The 18,985-nt window shown below is 64.7% G+C and carries 23 protein-coding genes; all 23 read right to left on the minus strand.

Translation table 11 applies throughout. The features are described 5' to 3' along the window. Positions 1-6: 6 nt before the first annotated feature. A complete protein-coding gene (locus KNJ79_RS02005) occupies positions 7-492 on the minus strand; it encodes a M15 family metallopeptidase (RefSeq protein WP_317152583.1) in 486 nt (161 codons plus the stop codon). A 34-nt stretch (positions 493-526) separates the two neighbouring features. Continuing rightward, complete coding sequence (locus KNJ79_RS02010; protein ID WP_317152584.1) at positions 527-844, minus strand: hypothetical protein; 318 nt, start codon at positions 842-844, stop codon at positions 527-529. Beyond that, a complete protein-coding gene (locus KNJ79_RS02015) occupies positions 841-1,074 on the minus strand; it encodes a hypothetical protein (protein WP_317152585.1) in 234 nt (77 codons plus the stop codon). The genes KNJ79_RS02010 and KNJ79_RS02015 overlap by 4 nt, the downstream gene beginning before the upstream one ends. Then, the gene (locus KNJ79_RS02020; protein ID WP_317152586.1) at positions 1,074-1,862 is read right to left on the minus strand and encodes a tail fiber domain-containing protein; all 789 of its coding nucleotides are present in this window, start codon (positions 1,860-1,862) and stop codon (positions 1,074-1,076) included. Before KNJ79_RS02020 ends, KNJ79_RS02015 begins: the two co-directional genes overlap by 1 nt. A 322-nt stretch (positions 1,863-2,184) precedes the next feature. Continuing rightward, positions 2,185-5,886 (minus strand): phage tail protein, encoded by a 3,702-nt coding sequence (locus tag KNJ79_RS02025; RefSeq protein WP_317152587.1) that lies wholly within the window; start codon positions 5,884-5,886, stop codon positions 2,185-2,187. Continuing rightward, positions 5,886-6,305, minus strand: coding sequence for a DUF6950 family protein (locus KNJ79_RS02030; RefSeq protein ID WP_317152588.1), 420 nt, complete (start codon positions 6,303-6,305; stop codon positions 5,886-5,888). The genes KNJ79_RS02025 and KNJ79_RS02030 overlap by 1 nt, the downstream gene beginning before the upstream one ends. Then, positions 6,302-6,964, minus strand: coding sequence for a hypothetical protein (locus KNJ79_RS02035; RefSeq protein ID WP_317152589.1), 663 nt, complete (start codon positions 6,962-6,964; stop codon positions 6,302-6,304). Before KNJ79_RS02035 ends, KNJ79_RS02030 begins: the two co-directional genes overlap by 4 nt. Further along, positions 6,964-7,578, minus strand: a complete 615-nt coding sequence (locus KNJ79_RS02040) for a hypothetical protein (protein WP_317152590.1) — start codon at positions 7,576-7,578, stop codon at positions 6,964-6,966. Before KNJ79_RS02040 ends, KNJ79_RS02035 begins: the two co-directional genes overlap by 1 nt. Then, positions 7,575-9,656, minus strand: a complete 2,082-nt coding sequence (locus KNJ79_RS02045) for a phage tail tape measure protein (RefSeq protein WP_317152591.1) — start codon at positions 9,654-9,656, stop codon at positions 7,575-7,577. The genes KNJ79_RS02040 and KNJ79_RS02045 overlap by 4 nt, the downstream gene beginning before the upstream one ends. Next, positions 9,641-9,847, minus strand: coding sequence for a hypothetical protein (locus KNJ79_RS02050; RefSeq protein WP_317152592.1), 207 nt, complete (start codon positions 9,845-9,847; stop codon positions 9,641-9,643). The genes KNJ79_RS02045 and KNJ79_RS02050 overlap by 16 nt, the downstream gene beginning before the upstream one ends. Positions 9,848-9,951: 104 nt before the next feature. Beyond that, complete coding sequence (locus tag KNJ79_RS02055) at positions 9,952-10,314, minus strand: hypothetical protein (protein ID WP_317152593.1); 363 nt, start codon at positions 10,312-10,314, stop codon at positions 9,952-9,954. Beyond that, on the minus strand, positions 10,311-10,736 hold the full coding sequence (locus KNJ79_RS02060; RefSeq protein ID WP_317152594.1) for a phage tail tube protein: 426 nt from the start codon (positions 10,734-10,736) through the stop codon (positions 10,311-10,313). The genes KNJ79_RS02055 and KNJ79_RS02060 overlap by 4 nt, the downstream gene beginning before the upstream one ends. Before the next feature lie 38 nt (positions 10,737-10,774). Further along, entirely contained in the window at positions 10,775-11,173 is a 399-nt protein-coding gene (gene gp17, locus KNJ79_RS02065) for a tail completion protein gp17 (protein WP_317153977.1), read from the minus strand. Beyond that, entirely contained in the window at positions 11,173-11,625 is a 453-nt protein-coding gene (locus KNJ79_RS02070) for an HK97-gp10 family putative phage morphogenesis protein (protein ID WP_317152595.1), read from the minus strand. The genes gp17 and KNJ79_RS02070 overlap by 1 nt, the downstream gene beginning before the upstream one ends. After that, entirely contained in the window at positions 11,603-11,854 is a 252-nt protein-coding gene (locus KNJ79_RS02075) for a hypothetical protein (RefSeq protein ID WP_317152596.1), read from the minus strand. The genes KNJ79_RS02070 and KNJ79_RS02075 overlap by 23 nt, the downstream gene beginning before the upstream one ends. After that, positions 11,851-12,195 carry a phage head closure protein gene (locus tag KNJ79_RS02080; protein ID WP_317152597.1) on the minus strand — a complete coding sequence of 115 codons (345 nt, stop codon included), beginning with the start codon at positions 12,193-12,195 and terminating at the stop codon, positions 11,851-11,853. Before KNJ79_RS02080 ends, KNJ79_RS02075 begins: the two co-directional genes overlap by 4 nt. 3 nt (positions 12,196-12,198) lie before the next feature. Further along, entirely contained in the window at positions 12,199-12,786 is a 588-nt protein-coding gene (locus KNJ79_RS02085) for a head-tail connector protein (RefSeq protein ID WP_317152598.1), read from the minus strand. Between the two features lie 78 nt (positions 12,787-12,864). Next, positions 12,865-13,158 (minus strand): hypothetical protein, encoded by a 294-nt coding sequence (locus tag KNJ79_RS02090; protein ID WP_317152599.1) that lies wholly within the window; start codon positions 13,156-13,158, stop codon positions 12,865-12,867. A gap of 74 nt (positions 13,159-13,232) precedes the next feature. Beyond that, entirely contained in the window at positions 13,233-14,552 is a 1,320-nt protein-coding gene (locus KNJ79_RS02095) for a phage major capsid protein (protein ID WP_317152600.1), read from the minus strand. A gap of 13 nt (positions 14,553-14,565) precedes the next feature. Beyond that, on the minus strand, positions 14,566-15,501 hold the full coding sequence (locus KNJ79_RS02100) for a S49 family peptidase (RefSeq protein ID WP_317152601.1): 936 nt from the start codon (positions 15,499-15,501) through the stop codon (positions 14,566-14,568). Between the two features lie 13 nt (positions 15,502-15,514). Then, positions 15,515-16,780: a phage portal protein gene (locus KNJ79_RS02105; protein WP_317153978.1), complete on the minus strand. Its 1,266-nt coding sequence runs from the start codon at positions 16,778-16,780 to the stop codon at positions 15,515-15,517. After that, positions 16,780-18,669, minus strand: coding sequence for a terminase large subunit (locus KNJ79_RS02110; protein ID WP_317152602.1), 1,890 nt, complete (start codon positions 18,667-18,669; stop codon positions 16,780-16,782). Before KNJ79_RS02110 ends, KNJ79_RS02105 begins: the two co-directional genes overlap by 1 nt. Continuing rightward, the gene (locus tag KNJ79_RS02115; RefSeq protein ID WP_317152603.1) at positions 18,617-18,913 is read right to left on the minus strand and encodes a hypothetical protein; all 297 of its coding nucleotides are present in this window, start codon (positions 18,911-18,913) and stop codon (positions 18,617-18,619) included. The genes KNJ79_RS02110 and KNJ79_RS02115 overlap by 53 nt, the downstream gene beginning before the upstream one ends. Positions 18,914-18,985: the final 72 nt, after the last annotated feature.

Raw genomic sequence — 18,985 nt, forward strand, 5'->3', positions numbered from 1 at the left:
GTGCGCTCAGCGCGCGAGCTCGAAGTGCGGACTGTCGCTTTCACCGCGCTCGCGCGGCTTGCCGTCCTGATCCCAGTCGGCGCCCCACCGAATCGGGACGCCCTCGATCGTCGCGGCGCGCAGCATCAGGTGGGCGACCGCGTCGAAACGCTTGAGGTCGTTCCAGTCGATCGGCCATGGTGCGAGGTCGACCGCGTGGCCGAACCCGTCGAACATCTTGCGATGGTTGCTGGCGAACGGATTATTGAGCCACGTCACCTTCGCGGCGCGCGGCTGCGCATATTTGCCCGGGACGCCCTTTGCCTCGCACTGCGCGGCGGTGCGCCCCTTGCCATAGTTGATGCACATCTGCTCGCGGCTGCGGACGCCCTCGAGGACGGTGAAGTCTTCGGCAGGCGTCGCCATGGCGGCGGCGCGCTTCACGACGCGCACCAAATCTGGATGCACGCCAACGAGCCGGGACAGCGACCGCTGCCCGAGCGTAATAGCCATGTCTCTTTCTCCTGATGGTCGACCGCACACGCGGTCAGTCGACGAAGCCCACTTCGTCGTTGCTGATTTTCAGATCATCGAGCAGCTTCTTTGCCCGGACCAACACCATGCTCTCAGGCGCGATCCGCTGAACCTCCTGCCACAGCAGTTCGATCGCGGTCAGTTGGACCGACCGCCGCTTCTGACTTTCGAGCTCACGCTGCTTGCTCTCGAGCTCGCGCTTCTGGCATTCCTCGAGCTTCGTCTCGATCTCGCTGAAGCGCTTCTCGATCTTATTCCAAACGAAGGCGATACCGCCGCCGAGCGTCGTCAGGACCGTCACGCTCGCGGTGATGATTTCCGTGGCGCTCATGCGCTCCCTCCAATGTCGATAAGCCTGAGCGATGCGGCGGCCGCCTTCGCGTCCAGCTTGAACCCAGCGCCCGCCAGCACCGCGCGGCGCATCGCGTCAACCCATGGATCGGCTGCACCGCGCGCGGCGCGTGCCGCCGTATAGACGCGCGCCAGTTCGTCGCGATCGAGCATGACGCCGCGCTTCCGGTCGACCGCCCCGCGCAGCCGGCGAATGAGGGGAGTTCGCATCACGCCGCCCCTTCCAGCGCCGCAAGGCGCGCTTCATGGTCGTTGATCATCGCCTGCTGCGCTGCGATCAGGAAGAGCGCAAGCTGATCAGCGCGGATGCCAAAGAGGTTGCCCGCTTCCGCGATCATGATCGTCTCGATCTCGCCCGTCGGCTCACCGGTTTCGGGGTTGATGACCGGACGTTCCTCGGTTTGATCCTCCCACTCGTCCCAGCAGAGGAAGGCATATTGGCTGTCGGGTGCGATACCGGAGGTTATGGGATCGATCAGCCCCTCATCGGCCATGATCGCCCACACCGATTGCGCCTTGACGCCGAAGTGATAGCGCGCGTTCGCCGCGCCCTTTTTGGCGATGCTATCGTTCCACTGAAAGAAGCCCAGTTCTCCGACGATCCGTTTCGCAGCCGCCAGCTCGGCCGTCGTCATCGCGCCGCGCCACGTCTTTTTGCGTTCATCGGAGGTGCTGATCGTGCTGGACGCCGCGAAGATCACGGAAGGGCGGGCTGGCGCCTGCCCGATGCTATAGGCGTTGTCGACTATAGGAGTGAAATGACCGGCAGCGCTCGAAACATACCAACCACCCCCGGCCGTCGTCAGCTTCAGATTGACCGAGTTTAGGGACGCGCACTCAGATGTGAAAACCTTGTTCCATTGCTTCACGGAGCTTCCGAAATCTTGAGCAAGGTTCGCCCCGGGAACGACCGCGCCGACCGCCGATATGCGAAAGCGCTCGGTTGATGCCGCGCCGGTTTTGAAAGCCAATTCGCCCGTAGAGGCGTCGTTGGTCACTGTAACGATGCCAAGGCCGCCGGCTGCATCGGTCTCCATACGCATTCGGATGGCGCCAGCCGAACCGAGTTGCACCGACCGATTTGCGCCGCCGTTGACCCCTCCCACCGTCAGGTCGGCCGCCCCGACCGTCGTTCCGAGCAGATATTGCCCCGCAGCGTTTTTCCACACAAAATCCGAGCGCAGCGAATAGCCGCCGCTGTTCGCTCCGGTCGCCGCGGGGAGACGATCGGCGGCGGCAGGCGCCGCAATCGGCCCGCCCAAATTCCAGACTTCGGTGTCAGCCACCCATATTCTCCTTCAATACCGATTTTCAGATGGGCTAGGTGCCGGTGACGGATACTCCGCCGCTCAAGCTCAAGGTCTTGGCTGGGGTGCTGCTGTCTCGGGACGCCCAAAGCTCGACGACATAATCGGTGTTGGGCGTGAGGCCCGTCACGCTTCGCGCGACGTTGATAGACCCCGGAGTTCGGACATAGCCCGGCGGATCGAAGACTTCGGTTACTTGAAGCGGCGAGCTATCGTTGATGGCGGCGCCCGCGTTGGTAAAGGATCCTGCACCAACCAGCTTGTATTTCCATTGCGCAATTGCGCCGAAACTGCCAGTTGGTGCATCCCTCGCGCCCATGATGCCGAGGTTGCCGGAAAATTCGATCTTGCCGACCGATCCGGTGTGAACCGTCATCGTGTCGCTGACCTTGACAAGCGTCGTCGTCGAAAACGGATCGAGCGATGCATCGTTGACGATCGTCCCGCCCGTCGCCGTCCCTGTATCGGGCTTGGGCGTGTCGGTTCGGCTGACCGCGATGTCCGTAAAGATGTCGAAGCCCGCGCGGCTCGATTTCACTCGGACGACCGTCGACGTCGGAATGTTGAGCCCGGCAGGGAAATTCACGTTTCCGCCCGAAACGGTCACCGTGCCGCCGGTGATCGCGCCTTGGCTAACAATCGACCATGTCGTGCCCGCGTCGGTCGAGACGTTGGTAGTGCCGACGTAGCGCTTGATGCTAACGCTGTCGGGCAACTGATCGGACGGCGTTATGGTCCCTTGATAATCCGCGACGAACGATAGCGTCGCGCTCGCGGGCTCATGACGCGGCAGCGCCGCGGCCGTGAGGTCGACCAGCGGATCGCCCCATGACGAGCCGGTCCAACGGCGCAGCGCGCCGGTCGACTGCTTGAACCACAGGTCGCCGGCGACTTGCGCCGTCGGCGTGCTTTCCGAAACGAACGTCGTAACCTTGCCGTCCGCCGTCGCCTGCGCGCCCGCGGCGGCCGTGATCGCCGCGCCGATGCCGCTATCCTGCGCAACGACCCACGACGTCCCGTTGTGGCGATAGACCTTGTTGCCGTCATCGGTGTCGAACCATAGATCGCCAAGGGTGCCGCTGCCGGGGGCGCTGGTCTGATAGAAGCTATCAATCTTCCCGTCGGCCGTCGCCTGCGCATAGGCGGCGCTGGACAGCGCCGACGATATGTCGGCCAGCTGCGATGCCGTCGCGCCGACGTTCGCGACGTCTGTCCACGATGCGCCATCCCAGCGTTTCAGATAGCCGGTCGAAGGCTTGAACCACAGGTCGCCGATTGCCTCCGCGGTCGGCGTGCTCTCGCTGAAAAAAGTGCGGACCTTCCCGTCGGCGGTCGCCTGCGCGCCGGCCGCTGCGGTCAAGGCGAGGCCGATACCGGTATCCTGCACCGGCGTCCACGCACTTCCCGACCAACGATACTGCTTGTAGCCATCGTCGGTGTCGAACCACAGGTCGCCGATCGACGCGGCGACGGGCGGCGATGCCTGATAATAGGTGTCGATCTTGCCGTCCGCGGTCGCCTGCGCATCCTGCGCGAGTTGCGCTGCAGCGGCCGTCGCCGAGAGCGCGACCGACAGTGCCGCGTCGATCTGGTTGCGCACCGGCTGAACCGGGGCGGGCGTCCACGTCATCGTCAGCGCGTTGCCGCCGATCATCAGGCGATTGCCGCCGATCGACAGGTGCGTGTCCTCGCGCCTGATCCAGTATCGGCCGTCGGTATCCTGCCAAACATCGCCCGCGATGCTGTTCTCGGCACTCGGCGGCTCGGGCAACAGGATAAGCCGACCGTAACCGCTCTGCGCTCCCACCGTGATCGGGCCAAGCGTCCGCCGCTCGCCAAGCACACCGCGCGAGACATAGGAAACGCCGATCTCATAGGCCGTCAGGGGAGTGACGGCCGCGAACTCCTGAACGGTGACGCCTGCATCCTGCGTCGCCTGCATCAGCCACCGGCGCGCCCAACCGCCCGCTTCATAGACGAACTCGGCGCCGGTCGCGTCGGTGGCGATGTCGCCGATCTCCGGGTCCGCAGGCATCGCGCCGACTGGATCGACCACCGGGCGATATTCGAAGACGACATGGCTGGCGTTCGGGTTGTCGGTGGCGCCGCGCGCCACGATGATCGGCACCGCCGTCCCGTCGGGCGCGTCAATCTGAATGCCCTCGGCAATCCACGCGCCAATCCCCGGCGCGGCGACCTGCGAAATGTCGATCGGCACAAGGCCCGGCGACGGTGCGACCGTCGTGGTCCGGCCGAGCGCGACGTCATGCTTCGACGCTGTTTCCGATCGCAGCGACAGCGCGACATTGCCCGTTCCCGGATCGACGCCGCGGGCGAGCGCGAGCGCCGGCTGCATCGCGAGGCCGACGCGCGGCATGTCGAGGGTGACGAGATCGCCGGGTTCGATCCCGAGCCACTGGATTTTGAGCTCGAGGTCGATCGGGCCGAACTCGCGCGAGTTCAATACCTCATAGGCGGCGAGCTCGGCGCCCTGCTTGATTTGCTGGACAAGCACGAACTCGGTTTCGGCCGTGCGCCGGCCGCCATCTTCGGTCACATAGGTGTCGAACCGCACCGGATCGCACGGCACCTGTTCCCAGCCATGCGCTTCCGATCGGATGATCGGCACCACGCCATTGATGCGCGATCGCTCGAACTGCGTTCCCGCGATCGACGCCGCTCCGACCAGGTCGGTTTCGCGGATCGTGGCGATCGCGACGCGCGGCGCTTCGACGAACGCCGTCAGCTTCGCGCCCAGGCGGATGCACTGCCCGCCGCCCGCCTGGGCGAACATGGTCAGCACGTCCCACTTGTCGTCGACCGAGGAAACGACGCCGCCGCATTTCCAGCTATTCGCGTCGGCGACGTTCGCGGCATCGACGAACGACGCGACCGCGATTTGCTCGATCGGCATCCCGACGCCGATCACCTTCACGCCATTCTCCCAGCGGCCGAGCGCCCACGTCAGTGCGTGCAGCCACGGGTTCTCCGAATAGACATAGGTGTCTTCGTCGAGCGGACGACACGATCCTGACCCTCCCGGATAGGTGCTGTCGAGCCGCGGGTCATAGACCTTGACCGCGCGAATAACCGCACCCGGCCGCCCGAGCCCCGCCGCGAACTTCTTGCCCTTCTTGTCGAACTTTACGACCCAGACGCCGGCGGCATAGCCCGACAGCTTCGACGACGCCCCCCAGCCGGGATAACCGGCGACGGGCGACGTCAGCGCCGGAGAGGGGCAGGCGCCCAGCTGCGTGCGCAGCCACATGAAATCCTTGTAACCGCCGATCGCATTTCCGGCGCCGTCGAAGCTGATCGTCGCCTCGTCGTATCGGAACGCCTCGATCGCGTCGATCGGACCGCCGCCGCCCCACACGATCGTGAAGCCCTGATACTGATTGTCGGTGCCCCACGTATCGCGATGCACCGCATTGCCCGCGAAGAAGGTCCGGCCGACGGGATAGGGAATTCCGGCCGCCGGATCGAGCTTGAAGCTGGTTTGGGAGCCGGCGATCGAAGATTTCGGCTTCGGCGGCGAAATCATGTTGAGCGCCTGAGCCGCGACGGAAGCGACCGTTCCTACCGCTGCGACCGTCGCGAGAGAGGCACCGGTTGCGGCGGCGAAGGCACCGGCGCCGACAATCGCGCCCACGCCCGTCGCCACCGCTGCCACCGCACCGATGACGAGCGCGACCTTCTTCAGCGCTTTCGCCATTAGATGATCCTCCAGCCCCGGAGCGCGGAAATAATGCGACAGGAAACGGGGCCTTCGGTCTCTTCGTGATACATGAAGGCCGCATTGTTCCCGAGCGCGATACCCATCGCGCCGAGCGGATTATCCGCCTCGAACTCGATAATGTCGCCGAGCAGGCACGCCGCCGGCGGGATCGCATCGAACTTGCTGTCGATCAGCGATCCCAGCGTGTCGTGCCCCAGCCGCTTCAGCGCACGCGCGGCGCCGAGCGCGTCGGCATAGCGCCCGGCCTTGGCATAGGGGATCGGTCGGCGCAGGCCGCGAAGCTGATGCGCGACCATCTTCGCGCAGTCGAACTTGCCCCATTCGAACGGATGCCCGTCGAACCGGTCGATCGTCGCCTGCGTTGCGCGCCGGCGACGCTCCAAAGGATGCGTCATAGGAGATTGGGCCGCTTATGATAATTGTCGTTCCAAGGCGAACGGCCGCCGCCGCCACCGCTACCATAGACCGGGCCGTTACCCGGTCGCTCGCCCGGACCCCAGATGATCGTGCGCGTGATGCCGGTGACATAGATCAGGCCCGTTTCGCCGGGCCAGACTTCTTGATGCGAAGCGTCGGCAAGCCGCTGGCCCTCGGTGTCGGCGAACAACTTTTCCCAGCCGCCGCAATCGAATTCGACCGAACGGACGCCGCGGTCGAGTTTCAGCAGCGGGCGGTCGAGCGTGCCGTCGAACAGCGGATAAGGCTCGAGCAGCGCGCCAGCCGCGTCGAGCCCGCCGACCCAAAGCCGCGTGCGCGCGCCCTGATAGAAGGGCGAGGCGAGCAACGCCGCCGCCGTGTCGTTCGGCGTCGCGATCTCGAACGACATTGTCGGCGCTTCGTTGCCGACGCCGTCTTCGGGCGGGTCGAGCGCGGTCAGCGCGCCGAAGCGGCTATCCTGTCCGACAAACGTATCGCCGCTCCACACGATCTCGCCCGAACCATAGAGCAGCATCAGCGGGTCGATCGACGGCAAGTCGATGCGCAGCAACAGCACCGGCAGGCACCGGCCGCTTTCGAACGACGCCGCCAGCGCGGGCGGCAGATGACCGGCCATCAGGCGATTTCCTCAATCTGGAATTGCAGGCCGACCGTGCGCGCTTCGTCGAGCGTCCAGCGCTGTTCGTTGCCGATCAGGCGGCCTTCGATCTCGAGCGGCGAAAAGACGATCGTGTCGCCGACGACGAGCGAGACACGCGTGCGCGGATGCACCGACAGGTTGAAGGATCCTGACGCGCCCGTGTTCGCGTCGGTGTTGACCGTGTGGAAATAGCGCCGTCCGGTCGCTGCCTTGATGATCGTGCAGCCGATCCCTTCGGGGATCAGCTTGTTGGGCGTCGCGCCCGTTACCGGGATCAGCGTCGCTTGTGCCGCCGCGGCGCCGAGGTTCGCGGAGTTGATCGGCGGCGCATAGTCAGGCTGGATGAATTGCAGTCGGACGCCCTCCGACATGCCGCGCTTCAGTCGCGATATCCACACGCGGCCGTGCTTCGTCCCGGCCGTGTCGTCGAACTTCATCGGCGGCAACTGGACGGTGATGCCGTGCCGGTCGCCCAGATGGTCGATGCGCACGGCGTCGCCGCCGCCGACGGTCGGCTCCTGCCAGCCGCCCATGTCCTTGAAATAGGGCTCGGCGACCTTCGGCCCCGGTGTCGTCGGCAGGATGATCATCGGCGCCCCAGGCGGTTGCGGGACCGCTTGTTCATCGAGTTTTGGACCATGTTCGCGCCGCCGAGCGAGCCGCGCATCGCGGCTTCGTCATCCATCGACTTGATCTTGTCCCAAAACTCCGGCGTCAGCAGGTTGCCCGAGAAATAGTAGCTGTTTCCGCGCGCCCGCGCTCCGTTCAGGTTCGGCTCGATCCGCCCCGATGTCGACGGCACGAAAAGCTCGGCGCGCTTCTCGCCGACGATATACGGCTGGTTCGCCATCACCGGCCCGCCGGCCGCGCGAAAGCTCGGCGCGCTCGCGATGTTCGACTGGATCGTCTTGCCAAAGACGCCCAACTGGCCAAGCTGCATCCCGAAGCCGATGATGCCGCTCAGGATGTCGAGGAAGCCGCCGGATTTGACGCCCCGGATCAGCCGATCCAGTTCGCTGAGCGCGCCCTGCGTCATCTGTGCGAAGCTCTCAACCACCTGAACCTTGGTGGCTTCGGCATTTTTGCGCAGCGCGCCGAACGCTTTTTCTACGCGTTCGGGCAGGTCGTTCAACATTCCCGCAGTCGTTTCCTCGAGCGTCTTCTGGCCGTCGACCACGGTAATGCCGACGCGAGGGTCTTCGCCCGCCGCGACGCCGCGATAATCGCGCGACAACCCGAGGTAGGCGCGCTGCAACGCCTCGACCGCGGCGGCGCGCTGCTTCTCGAGCGCCAGCGCATCGCCGCCGCGCGCGATGAGCGCATCATAATAGTCGTTCAGCGACTTCGTATCGCGATCGAACTGATTGCGCTCGGCGCGCTCGGGAAACAGGCGGTCGAGGATCGCCGACACGTCCTGTTGCAGGGACCGGAACTCTTCGGCCGCCTTCGACGTCGCCTGCTGGATCGGCTTGAGCATTTCGGCATCGAGCCGGGCCATATGCGCCCCGATCGCGTCGACCATGTCGGGGATATAGCTGTGCCCGACAACGCGGTCCCAAAGCTCATGGAACCAGTCGCCCGCGGCCTTAATCTTGGCGCGAAGATCGTCGAAGATGGCATTGAGCTTCGCGCCCAGATAATCGCGCACACCGGCGACCAGTTTCGCCACCGACGAAACCGCCGATGTTGCGGCCTCCGCGAACGCCGATTTTATACCTTCCTGCCAATCGACTAGCCGATCGTTGAATGCCCGCAACTCGTCCCACGCGGCGCGCAGCGTGGATTTGATGTTATCGCCCCACCTGTGTTGCTGCTCGTTGAAGTCGCTGAAGTCGGCCCACGCGCTCTTGGCGCCATCCCCGAACGCGTCGAAGAAGTCGATGACGGCAACGCCGGCGTCGAGTGCGCCGAGCTTGATATCCTGCCAGGTCGTCTCGATCTTGCCGATGCTTTCCGCCCGCGAAGAAAGCAGGGCGTTCATGCGCGCTTCGAGCACCGCATCCTGCGCCGCGAGCTGATCCGCGATCTTGTCGGCGTTCGCGATGGTTTCATCGCTGATCACAACGCCCATGCGGCGAGCCTCGTCGGCCCACTCGCGCATCTTGTCCTTGCCTTCAATCAGCAACGGCAACAGCTTCTGCCCCGAACGGCCGAACAGGTCCGCCGCGATAGAGGCTTGCATCGTCGGGTCTTTGAGCCGCTTCATACCTTCCGCGACTTCGGGCAGGACATCTTCGGTGTTGCGGATTCTCCCGTTCGCATCGGTCAGGCTGATGCCGAGCTTCTTCAACGCGTCGGCTGGCTCCTTCACACCAACGGCGGCATCGCCGAGGCGGCGGGTCAACTGCGCGACAGTGTTGTCCATCTCTTCGGTCGACAGGCCGACCTGCGTCGCCATGTAGCGATATTCCTGAAGGGCGCCGGTGGTGACGCCGACTGCCGCTGCGGCTTCGCCAAGGCCGCCGACCGCGTCGAGCGCGGCACGGCCCATCTGCCGGAACTCGTTAATGGCAGCGACGCCGATCAACCCGGCCAGCGCACCCTTGAGCGCGCCGGCGGCCTTGCCGAAGCCGGACATCTCCTTCTTCGACCGCTTCATCCCCTTTTCGAACTCGGCGCTGTCCGCGCTGAGCGAGACGCGAAGCGCGCCGATCAAGGCTCCGAGCATGGCGCCTCCCCTTCCATCTTCGCGTTTTGAACGGCCGCCCAACTGCGCATCGCAGCGAGAATTTCATCGTTGCTTTGGCGCGACGTCATTTGCGTCTGCGCCGAGCGCCCAAGCACCTTCGCGAGCGGCGGAAGCCGCTTCATGCGGGCGAAGATTTCGACGTGCCACGCCAGCGCGAGATGCTGATCCATCTCGATCCGGCGGCGATTGATATAGCCCGACAGGGCGGCGTCGATGCGGCGCGGCGTCTGACGCCAGAAGGCGTCGGGATCGAACCCCGCTTCGCACCACAGGATCAGGAGCTCATCCCACTCCCAGCCGCCGCCCTCGACGCGTTTCCCTCGGCGCTTTCCCCTGCCTTCCTCTGGTCGGGGAACGCCGCGATCACCGCTTCGACCAGCTTGCCGACGGTCGCGATCAAGCCGAGTTCGTCGATGACGTCGCCCGCTTCGGCGGGCGTGATCTCCGGCTCGCTCTGGCGAAGGCACGCCCACACCGCCGCGCGGACGAACTTCAGCGAGGGGGCATTGTCGAGCGTCTCGAGGATTTCGAACATGCCTTTACCGGTCGCGTCTTCGAGGTCGCAAAAGGCATTGGCGCTAAAGCGAAACTGACGGGTCCGGCCGCCTGCCTGGACGATTACGCCGTCGTTCCTCATACCGCCGCAGCCTCGGTGATCGCGCCCGACACCTTGAACGACAGGAGCGCGGTCATCTTGTCGTCGATGACGACCTCGTCCTTTTCATAAGAGGTCACGACGCAGTTGCCGGAGAACTTCCATGCGCCGGCCGAACCGGGCACGGTCATTTCCCATGCGCGGACTTCGCGCGAGACTGCCGCTTCGGAGAAGTTGAGATCGGTCGCCGATCCCGCGAGATAGTTCACGCGGACCGTGCCTTCACCGGTGTCGATCAAGCCGGCGATGAACTCGCGCATCGCGCCCGCCGAACCGTGGTTCGTCGTGTCGATCGTTTCGATCGTCGGGCTCGGCGGCGTGACCGCCAGAACCTCGGCGGCGGCCACAATCGCCACCCCATCGTGCAACCCAAAGGTCGCGCCAAAACCGTGCTTGCCCGCCATGGGTCAGTCTCCTTCTGAAAGAAAATGGGCGCCGCCCGTCACGCGGCAGGGGAAAACCAGACGATAAAATCCATCGAATAGCGCTGCGCCTCTGCGCCGCCGCCGATGTCCTCGGTCACCGGCCCGCGCTCGGCGTCCTGAACCGATATCGAGAAGTCGATGCCGTCGACGATCGCCGGAATTTCGAGAAGGTCGCGGATGGCGCGCGCGCCCGCGAGCGCCTGCGCCGCGGTGGCGGCATAGATGTCGACCTGTAGGCGCGGATTGCCGATACCGTCGGCACCGGCCTGCGTATACATCCGGCCCGGATAGATCACCTGAAGCACCGCGCCGGGCAAGGGGTCGCCCTGCGGCCGCACGCCCCAACTGATGCGATCGGCGAAGATCGCCGATATGGTCGGAGCGGCGAGCAGGCGGGCGGTGAGGGCTTCCTGCATCACTTCGCCCTTCTCGCTTGCCGGGCCGCCTTTCTGGCAAGCCGGGTAGCGGCCTTTTCGATTTCGCCGCCGAGTTCGTTCTTGATGATGTCGAGAGCCTGATCCTGCGTGCTGTCCCACGCGGGCCGAAACCAAGGCTTTGCAGCCTGGCGAGCATTGCCGAACTCGGTCTGGATGCCGGCAGGGTCGGCGACGCCGACATGGACCTCAGCGGTGAACTTGCCCTGACGGCGCGCAGTGGCCGCTTGGCGACGCGTGAGGCGGGTTCCGGTTTTTACGTCCCGTTTCAACGCACCCGAGAACTCGGGAGCCTTTTCCTCCGCGGCCTGTTCGACGGGCTCCGCAGCCTTGATGAGCGTCCTTTTCAGGACATTCTTGCCGGTTGTCTTCGGAAGCTGGGAAAGCGCGCGCTCGAGCTCGCGCAGGCCGTCAACCCGGACCCGGTTCGCCATCGGTCACCGGCGTCTTTTTGGCGGGAGATTTGGGCGCGGGCTTTCGCTTGCCCGCCACCTTTTTCGCCGTCGCCTTCGGCTTCACCGATTTACCCTTGTCTTCGACGACATGGCCGCTGGCGATCAGCGAGCGGGCCTGATCCTCGGGAACATCGTAGGTGTCGTCGACGTCTTTCCGGCGCTGCGCGCCGAAAACATTGTGATGCTCTTTGATGACGCGAACCTTCATGGTGCAATTCCTCCTTCGGAATAGGCGATGGCAACGATCTGGATGATGGTGCGGCGCACCGGTTCGGTGACGCCGATGATTTCATAGGTCAGTCCGCCGCACCGGACGCGCTCGGTCGGCAGGATCGTCTTCGCGCGCGCGCCCCACCGGATACGCCAGACCTTTTCGACTTGCGCGGCAGTCTGCCCGGCCTTCCAGCTTTCGGTCGGGCGCTGTTGCAGTTCTTCGGCCCAGAAGGTCGCGAACTCGGTCCACTCGACGACTTCTTCGTTCAGCGCGTCGCGCGACGGGTTCGATTTGCGCAGGATCGTGATCCGGCGATTGAGACGACCGAGACGCATGGCTCACGCCACGAAGGGAATACGGTAAGGGTCGATCAGCGCCGTGAAGGTCTGCTCGACCTCCGCCGAGACCGCGCCGACGTTGACCGCCTCGCGGTTCTGATCCCAATGCGCGACGAGCAGCTTCATCGCGTGGACAAGGTCGGCGGGAACGTCGGCGGCGGTCGCCCAGCCGCCCTGCCATTCGACCTGCACGGATCCTGCGCGGCAAAGGGTCGACGGCCATGCGCGCGATGGCGCCGGCATCACGGTTGCGGGACGGCTGACCGCATCAACGACATAGTCGGTCGTCAGCATCGTCTGCTGGACGCCGGCTGCGTCATAATATTTGATCGATTGAACATCGATCGCTTCGCCGCCGCCAAGCCAGATGGCGCCGCACGGGAAGGAAAAAAGGTGCGTCTGGCGCGTCTGTCGCAGGATCGGAATACCCAGTTCATTCTCGACCTTCTGGCGCGCGGCGGCGATCAGCGTGCCGATGTGCGCATCCTGATCGACATCTTCGGGCTCGATCCGGAGTTGCCGTTTCGCCGCTTCCAGCGTCAGCGGCTCGCCGACGGGCGCGACGGTGACAATCGTTCCTTGGCGCATGTCACCCCCGTTCGGGCAAAAGGGCGGCCGCCGCGAACGCAGGCGCGCGCGGCGGTCGCAGTTCCAGCGAGGAGCCCGTTACTTCTTGATGTTCGCCGCGACGACGGCCGCCACCTTGGCGGCATGATCGGCGTCGTCGGCAATCTTGACCTTCTTCGCTTTGATCAGCTTGTTGAGGTCGGCGTCCGACATATCCTTCAGGTCGTCGGCTGTGAGGGTAGGAGCGGGCGCGGTAGCACCCTTGCCCTTGTGAAGCGCGGCAATCTTGCGCTCGATCAGGTCGTCCGCGATTTCGTCGGAGAAGCCGGCGATCTCGTCGGTGTTATAGAGAGCCCCGATGGTGTGGGGCATCAGGAATTTCACGGTCTTCATGGGGTGTCCCCTTCGAAGGTTGGAATGGAGGTCGGCGGGCTGGAAGCCGGGCGGGGCCGAAGCCCCGCCGCGGATCACATCGCCCAGGTGACGCCGGTCAGCACCGCGAAGGCGGTGTCGTAGCGGACCTGCGTATCGTGCTCGGCGATCAGGCGAACGACGGTTTCGTCGTTGCTGAACGCCGCGCGGATCGTGCCGCCGTCGTCATAGGCCGCGACGTCCGACGCCGCGATCGCGACGCGCTCGGTGTCGCCGATCAGGAACTGCGCGAAATCACCGAAATAGATTTCGCTCTCGTTCGTGCCGGCGCCGAGATTATCGGGCACCGACGTCGTGACGCCGATCGGATAGATGCCGAGCCTGCCCTGCGCGACCTCGGGGAACGCCTTGTTCCCGTTGCCGTCGCGCAGATTTTCGAGGAAGAGCAGCGTCCGCGGCGACATGATGTAACCGCACTGCGTCATCGGAATGTTCGCCTGCAGCACCGCGAGGCGCAGCTTGCCGAGGTCGTTCGTGACGGTGGCGAGGTCTTCCGTTCCCGTGGCCGCGATGACGTTGCCCGCCGCGATCAGGTTGCGAAGACCAGCCGGCGCGGTGGCCGACCCGACCCCGCGAAGGAACTGCTGATCTTCCTTCACGGCGACGCCCTCGACCAGATCGTCGCGGATCATCATCTGGACGTTCATCGACGAACGGCGGATCAGCTGGTTCGTGATCGGAACCAGCGCGGTCAGCCGCTTCGCCGCCATGGTGATCTGGCCGACGGTAACATCGGTCACCGGCGCCGGCACGCGCTCGCCGACATAGCTGGCGGTGGTGCCCGCAGTCTTCTTGCGCGTGGTCAGATTGCCATCGGGCATCGGGATCGAGCGCGCGCCGAGCTGGCGGATAACCACGCGCGGACGCAGGATGTCGATGAAGTCGGACGAATAGTCGGTATCGACAAGGAAGCCGCCCTTGGTATCGGTCGACTGTTCCATGTTGGCGACGATCTGGCCCATCTCGGAGCCGTAAAGCGTCTCGGCAGCCGCAGCGATCGCGCGCTGGTCGGCGCCGCCGATCGCCACCGCCTGCGCCAGACGCGCGACGATGATGCCGGGCTTCACCTCGGCCTTCGGCTGCGCCGGCACCGTCCGCGAAGCCGGCTGACCGGGGACGGTCACCGGCGCAGCGGCCGACGCCTTCAGCGCGAGCATCTCTTCCTCACGCTTGATCTGCGCCTGAATGCCCGTCGCCTTGGCCTTCAGTTCGTCGAACTTGGCCTGCTCGTCTTCGGTCAGGTCGCGGTGATGCTCGGGAGCATCGTCGGTGGCGGCGACAAGGGCGCCGTCGATGATGGCGTCCATGCTCGCAAGAACGGCCGCCAGGCTCTGCTTGAGCGCGGTGATGCGCATTTTCAGTCTCCTGTTACAGGGAAGATGAAGCGCGCAACTGCGCGACTTCGTTGGAAAGCACCGCGGCGGCCCGCCGTGGCGTTGCTGAACGGCTCGGCCTCGAAAGGCGGGCGAGGACCGCGGAGAGGCCACCGGCCTCCACCTTGTCGATCATGCCCGCTTCCTTGGCCTGCCGTGCAGACTTCGTGCCGCCCGCGCCGAAGTCCCGTTTCACCGTCGAAACAGGGACACCGCGGCCGCGGGCTACGTCGGCCAGAAACACTTCTTCGATCCCGTCGAGCATCGCGCGGACCTTCGCCCGGCCCTCTTCGGTCGACAGGTCCGGGCGCTTGTCGGGCGCGTTCGAACTGACGATGGAGATTTCACGACCGCCGTCACGGTCGAGATCTTCCTGCACCCGGGCAGACATCATCACGCCGATCGAGCCGATCAATGCGAACGGATCGGCGATGACCTCCTTTGCCTGACTGCAAATGTGATAGGCCGCCGAGCAGCAGAGGCCGCTCGCGAAGACGGTCACCGGCTTCTTCGAAGCGGCGACGATCGAACCGAAGGCGCGAACATCGGTGATCTGGCCGCCGGGGCTGTCCGCCACGATCAGGATATTGTGCACGTCGGGGTTGGCCTCGAGCTTGCGGAAGTCGGCGGCGAGCGACGCAAGCGAGGTCGCGCCCGACATTTCGGTCATCATGTTCGCGCGCGGGAAGACGGGGCCGAACAGCGGCATACTCGCGACGCCATCGCGGATCGCCGCGCTGCGCGTTCCCGGCATCGGCGCGCCCATCTCGGCGACTGCTTCGGCCATACGCTCCTGATGCCCGTCGATCTCGACGCCGACGAGCGCGGGATTGTCGAGCGCGCGAACGGCGATGGCTTCGATCGCCTCGAGATACTCAGGCAGGATCGCCCAGGGCTGCGACCGGATCGCAGCCAGAATGCGGCTGTGCATGGTGACAAGTCCTTTACGGCTGTTCGGGGTCCGACGTGTCCGCGCCGGGCTGGTTGGGCTCGCCGGACACCGCCATGTTCGCCGGACGCCAGCGTTCGTTGCCGGCGGCCCCGCCGATCGCATTCATGTTCTCGCGGTTGCGGATTTCGTCGGCGTTCAAGACGCCGGCCTCGCGCGCGGCCTTGTAGGCTTCCCAGCGGGTCTTCACGTCGCCCTTGAGCAACGCGTCGGGCAGGAACTCGAAGAAGTGCCCTTCTTCAGCGAAATAGTGCGTGGCCGCGCTGGCGACGCGCTCATAGTGCGGCATCATGCAATAGGTGATGAACTCGAGGCTCTGCTGCTCGATGTTGCTGAATGTCGCCCGGGTGAGTTCAAACAGAAGGTGCGGCGGCACACCGAATGCGCGGGCGACCTCAACGACGTTGAACGCGCGGACCTCGACGAACTGGCTATCCTTGTTCGTGGCGCCGAGCGTCTTTGCGTCCATTTCCTGATCGAGCACCGCGACATCACCGGCCTTGCGCGGGCCGCCAAACATGCGCTTCCAGTCGATCTTGAACTTCGTCTTGTCCTCGGGCTTGATCTTGCCCTTCGCCGTCAGCAGCGTCGCCGGCTGCGCGTTATTTTCCCAGAAGTGGCGCGCATATTCCCCAGCCGCGACGGCCGCCCCCAGCATGTCGTCGAGCAGACGAACGCGGTTGACGCCGAAAATGCCGTCGCGGCTGAAGCCCGGCACGTGCCAGATGTCCGTGCGCGTGAAGCGGCCGCTGCTCCCGTCCGGCAACTGTGCATCGTAAAAGAGCTCGAGGCCGTCGTTGCGATCCCAGAACTGCGCCGGCAGCACGGAGCGCGGATTGAGGCGGGACAGCGATTTCGGCCGATACATGCCGTCCCGGTGGACATAGGTGGCGAACTGGCCTGCCATCAGCATGTCGCCGAGCATGACTTCCTTGAACAGAAACGCCGATTGAACGTCGTTCGGCCTGTCGTGAAAAATCGTGAACAGCGGCGACGTCTCGACGCGCTGCTTCCCTTCGCCCTCGCGGCGATAATAGATCATCGGCGTCATCGCGAAGACGCCGGTCAAGACCTCGAGCGCGCGAAGCACCGCCGGCAGTCCGAGCGACGTCTGCTCGTTGATGACGACACGCGATCCTGAACGGCCCGAAAGCGCCCAGAAGGTGTCGCTGTTCGTGTCGACGAGTTCCGACGACGCCGAAGGCGCGCCGGCTTCCGGCGTCCCGCCGATCATGCGGGCGAGCGAAGCGCGCAGTCCCATCAGAGCCCCGTGTGCTCGACGACTGCCGCGCCGTCCTGTTCGACCATGACGATCGGTGCCATTCCGTTTATCACAGCGTCCACCCCGTCGATCTTGTTCGGGCTCTCCGGGCTTTCCTTCTTCGGGATGATCGTGCCGTTGACGTGGCGAGTAACCACGGCGTTCGACACCATCCACGTCAGGACCGGATTGCCATCATGTCCAATGTGCTTCGAAGGATCCTTGGCGCGCACGCGCGCCTCCAATTCCTTTGCCGGGTTCGTCACGTTCGCGGCGGACTTGTGCAGGATGACCGCGAGTGGATCATCGGGGCTCGCAAGGTCTTCATTCAGGCGCGAAGCCATCGCCTGCGCGGCTGCGAACTGATCGAAGGTGACCTTGCGAATCGACTGCGTGGCGATCAGCCATCGAATGAACATCTCGACGAGATTATGATCGACGAAGTCTCCGGGCGTGACGAGCATGGATGCGCGCCACTGCTCGGGCAGTTCGGCAAGCGGTTTGGACCAATCGATCTCACCCGCGTCGTCGAGCTCGAACAGTGACGGCAAACCGATCTCGGCGTCGTCGAGTGGCGGGCCTCCGTTGTGACCCGCCCATTCTCCATAGGTCGACTGCCCGGTGTCGCTCTGCGTCTCCCGAACCAGCGCTTCCGAAGGGATGAAAAATACGGGCTTAATCAGGATGCGGCCATCATCGGTCTGCCCGATCAGGGCGACCGCGGTGATATCGTCCTTATCCGCAAGGTCGGCGCCGATCGTGCATTCGAGCCCGTGGAAATCGCTCCAATCGAGCCCTTCGATCGTCGCCTTTTTCCATTGGGCGACCGATAGCCAGGCACTCGCGGCATTCAGCCAGACATTGAGGCGCTTCGTCAGGAACTCGCCGAGCGAAGCGGGGCTGGCCTTTGCTTCCACCGCATAGCCGCGAAGCTCGTCGAGATCGACCGCCGCGCCGAGCAGCGGATTAGCCTTTCGCCACACCCGCTCATCGAAAAAGTCGTCGCCTTCGTCGATCGTGAAGATGATGCCAAAATAGTGATCGGCGTCGACCGTGCCGTTCAGGATTTTGACCAGAAGCGTCCGCTGTTCGTAGCAAACGCCGCGAACATCATAGCCCGCCGTCGTGATCATCCACATCAGCGGCTGCTTGCGCGCGCCGAAGGCAGAGCGGATGACGTCGAAAAGACCGCGATCCTTGTGCGCGTGGAGCTCGTCCAGAATGCCGACGTAGGGGTTCCAACCATCCTGCGTCGAAGACTTCGCATTGATCGGCTGCACCGAACCGCCGTTGTCGGAGCAACTGATCGAACGCGCCCAAGCCTTGAGCCCGAAAGCTTCGCGCAACGCGGACGTGCGGTCGACCATCAGCTTTGCGGGCTTGAAGACCTTATCGGCCTGCGCCCCCGTCGTCGCGCCGATGATGATCTCCGGCCCGAGCTCGTCTTCGCAGGTTAGGCAATAGAGCGCGATACCAGCGGTCAGCGTCGACTTTGCGTTCTTGCGCGCGACCTCAATATAAGCGCGGGTGAAACGACGGCGATCATCGCTCTTTCGCCGAAAACCGAACACATTGACAAGGATGAAGACCTGCGCCGGGTCGAGAGTGAGGGTAGGGCTGTCCCACGAACCTTGAACGTGCGGCATCTTCTCGATGAAGTCGCAGACGTCTTCGGCGTGCCACTCGCTGAAATAGAACGGGCAGTCCCGCCGCTTCGCTCGCTTGAGGTCGCTCAGAAAGCGCTTCGCCGTCAGCCGGACCAGCTCGCAATGGTCGCGCCGTCTTCGATCGGCGACGGCCGCGCGAGCATAATCCAGCGCGATCGCGACGAACGGGCTATCCGCCTCGACGGCCGTTGCGACTGAACGGGTTTTGGCTTTGCGCGCCACCCTGCTTTGCTCCCTGGCGGACGCGCGGCCCGGCGATGCCGAGCAGTTCGCGAAGGCGCCTCAGTTCCGTCAGATAAGCGGCGGGCGGCGCCTCGCCGGCGATGAAGGCGGCGCGGACCAGCGCCTCGGTCGCGCAGTAGGTTGCGAACATCGAGCTATCGAGCTCGGCGACGCCGCCCAGCATCACGCGCGGCAGTTCTTCGATCCAGATTTCCCGTGCTGCCGGTTGCAGATAGTCGGGCATGACAGGCGGGTCGCCCGCCACGATAAGCGATACCGGACCCGAAACCGGCTCGTCCCCGTCCCGGTCTCTCCG

Source organism: Sphingopyxis indica, from assembly GCF_032879645.1.
GTDB lineage: Bacteria > Pseudomonadota > Alphaproteobacteria > Sphingomonadales > Sphingomonadaceae > Sphingopyxis > Sphingopyxis indica.

Coding starts and splice junctions, on each gene's coding strand:
- KNJ79_RS02005 (WP_317152583.1), bottom strand. CDS start 492: ATGGCTATTACGCTCGGGCAGCGGTCGCTGTCCCGGCTCGTTGGCGTG.
- KNJ79_RS02010 (WP_317152584.1), bottom strand. CDS start 844: ATGAGCGCCACGGAAATCATCACCGCGAGCGTGACGGTCCTGACGACG.
- KNJ79_RS02015 (WP_317152585.1), bottom strand. CDS start 1,074: ATGCGAACTCCCCTCATTCGCCGGCTGCGCGGGGCGGTCGACCGGAAG.
- KNJ79_RS02025 (WP_317152587.1), bottom strand. CDS start 5,886: ATGGCGAAAGCGCTGAAGAAGGTCGCGCTCGTCATCGGTGCGGTGGCA.
- KNJ79_RS02030 (WP_317152588.1), bottom strand. CDS start 6,305: ATGACGCATCCTTTGGAGCGTCGCCGGCGCGCAACGCAGGCGACGATC.
- KNJ79_RS02035 (WP_317152589.1), bottom strand. CDS start 6,964: ATGGCCGGTCATCTGCCGCCCGCGCTGGCGGCGTCGTTCGAAAGCGGC.
- KNJ79_RS02040 (WP_317152590.1), bottom strand. CDS start 7,578: ATGATCATCCTGCCGACGACACCGGGGCCGAAGGTCGCCGAGCCCTAT.
- KNJ79_RS02045 (WP_317152591.1), bottom strand. CDS start 9,656: ATGCTCGGAGCCTTGATCGGCGCGCTTCGCGTCTCGCTCAGCGCGGAC.
- KNJ79_RS02050 (WP_317152592.1), bottom strand. CDS start 9,847: ATGGATCAGCATCTCGCGCTGGCGTGGCACGTCGAAATCTTCGCCCGC.
- KNJ79_RS02055 (WP_317152593.1), bottom strand. CDS start 10,314: ATGAGGAACGACGGCGTAATCGTCCAGGCAGGCGGCCGGACCCGTCAG.
- KNJ79_RS02060 (WP_317152594.1), bottom strand. CDS start 10,736: ATGGCGGGCAAGCACGGTTTTGGCGCGACCTTTGGGTTGCACGATGGG.
- gp17 (WP_317153977.1), bottom strand. CDS start 11,173: ATGCAGGAAGCCCTCACCGCCCGCCTGCTCGCCGCTCCGACCATATCG.
- KNJ79_RS02070 (WP_317152595.1), bottom strand. CDS start 11,625: ATGGCGAACCGGGTCCGGGTTGACGGCCTGCGCGAGCTCGAGCGCGCG.
- KNJ79_RS02075 (WP_317152596.1), bottom strand. CDS start 11,854: ATGAAGGTTCGCGTCATCAAAGAGCATCACAATGTTTTCGGCGCGCAG.
- KNJ79_RS02080 (WP_317152597.1), bottom strand. CDS start 12,195: ATGCGTCTCGGTCGTCTCAATCGCCGGATCACGATCCTGCGCAAATCG.
- KNJ79_RS02085 (WP_317152598.1), bottom strand. CDS start 12,786: ATGCGCCAAGGAACGATTGTCACCGTCGCGCCCGTCGGCGAGCCGCTG.
- KNJ79_RS02090 (WP_317152599.1), bottom strand. CDS start 13,158: ATGAAGACCGTGAAATTCCTGATGCCCCACACCATCGGGGCTCTCTAT.
- KNJ79_RS02095 (WP_317152600.1), bottom strand. CDS start 14,552: ATGCGCATCACCGCGCTCAAGCAGAGCCTGGCGGCCGTTCTTGCGAGC.
- KNJ79_RS02100 (WP_317152601.1), bottom strand. CDS start 15,501: ATGCACAGCCGCATTCTGGCTGCGATCCGGTCGCAGCCCTGGGCGATC.
- KNJ79_RS02105 (WP_317153978.1), bottom strand. CDS start 16,780: ATGGGACTGCGCGCTTCGCTCGCCCGCATGATCGGCGGGACGCCGGAA.
- KNJ79_RS02115 (WP_317152603.1), bottom strand. CDS start 18,913: ATGCCCGACTATCTGCAACCGGCAGCACGGGAAATCTGGATCGAAGAA.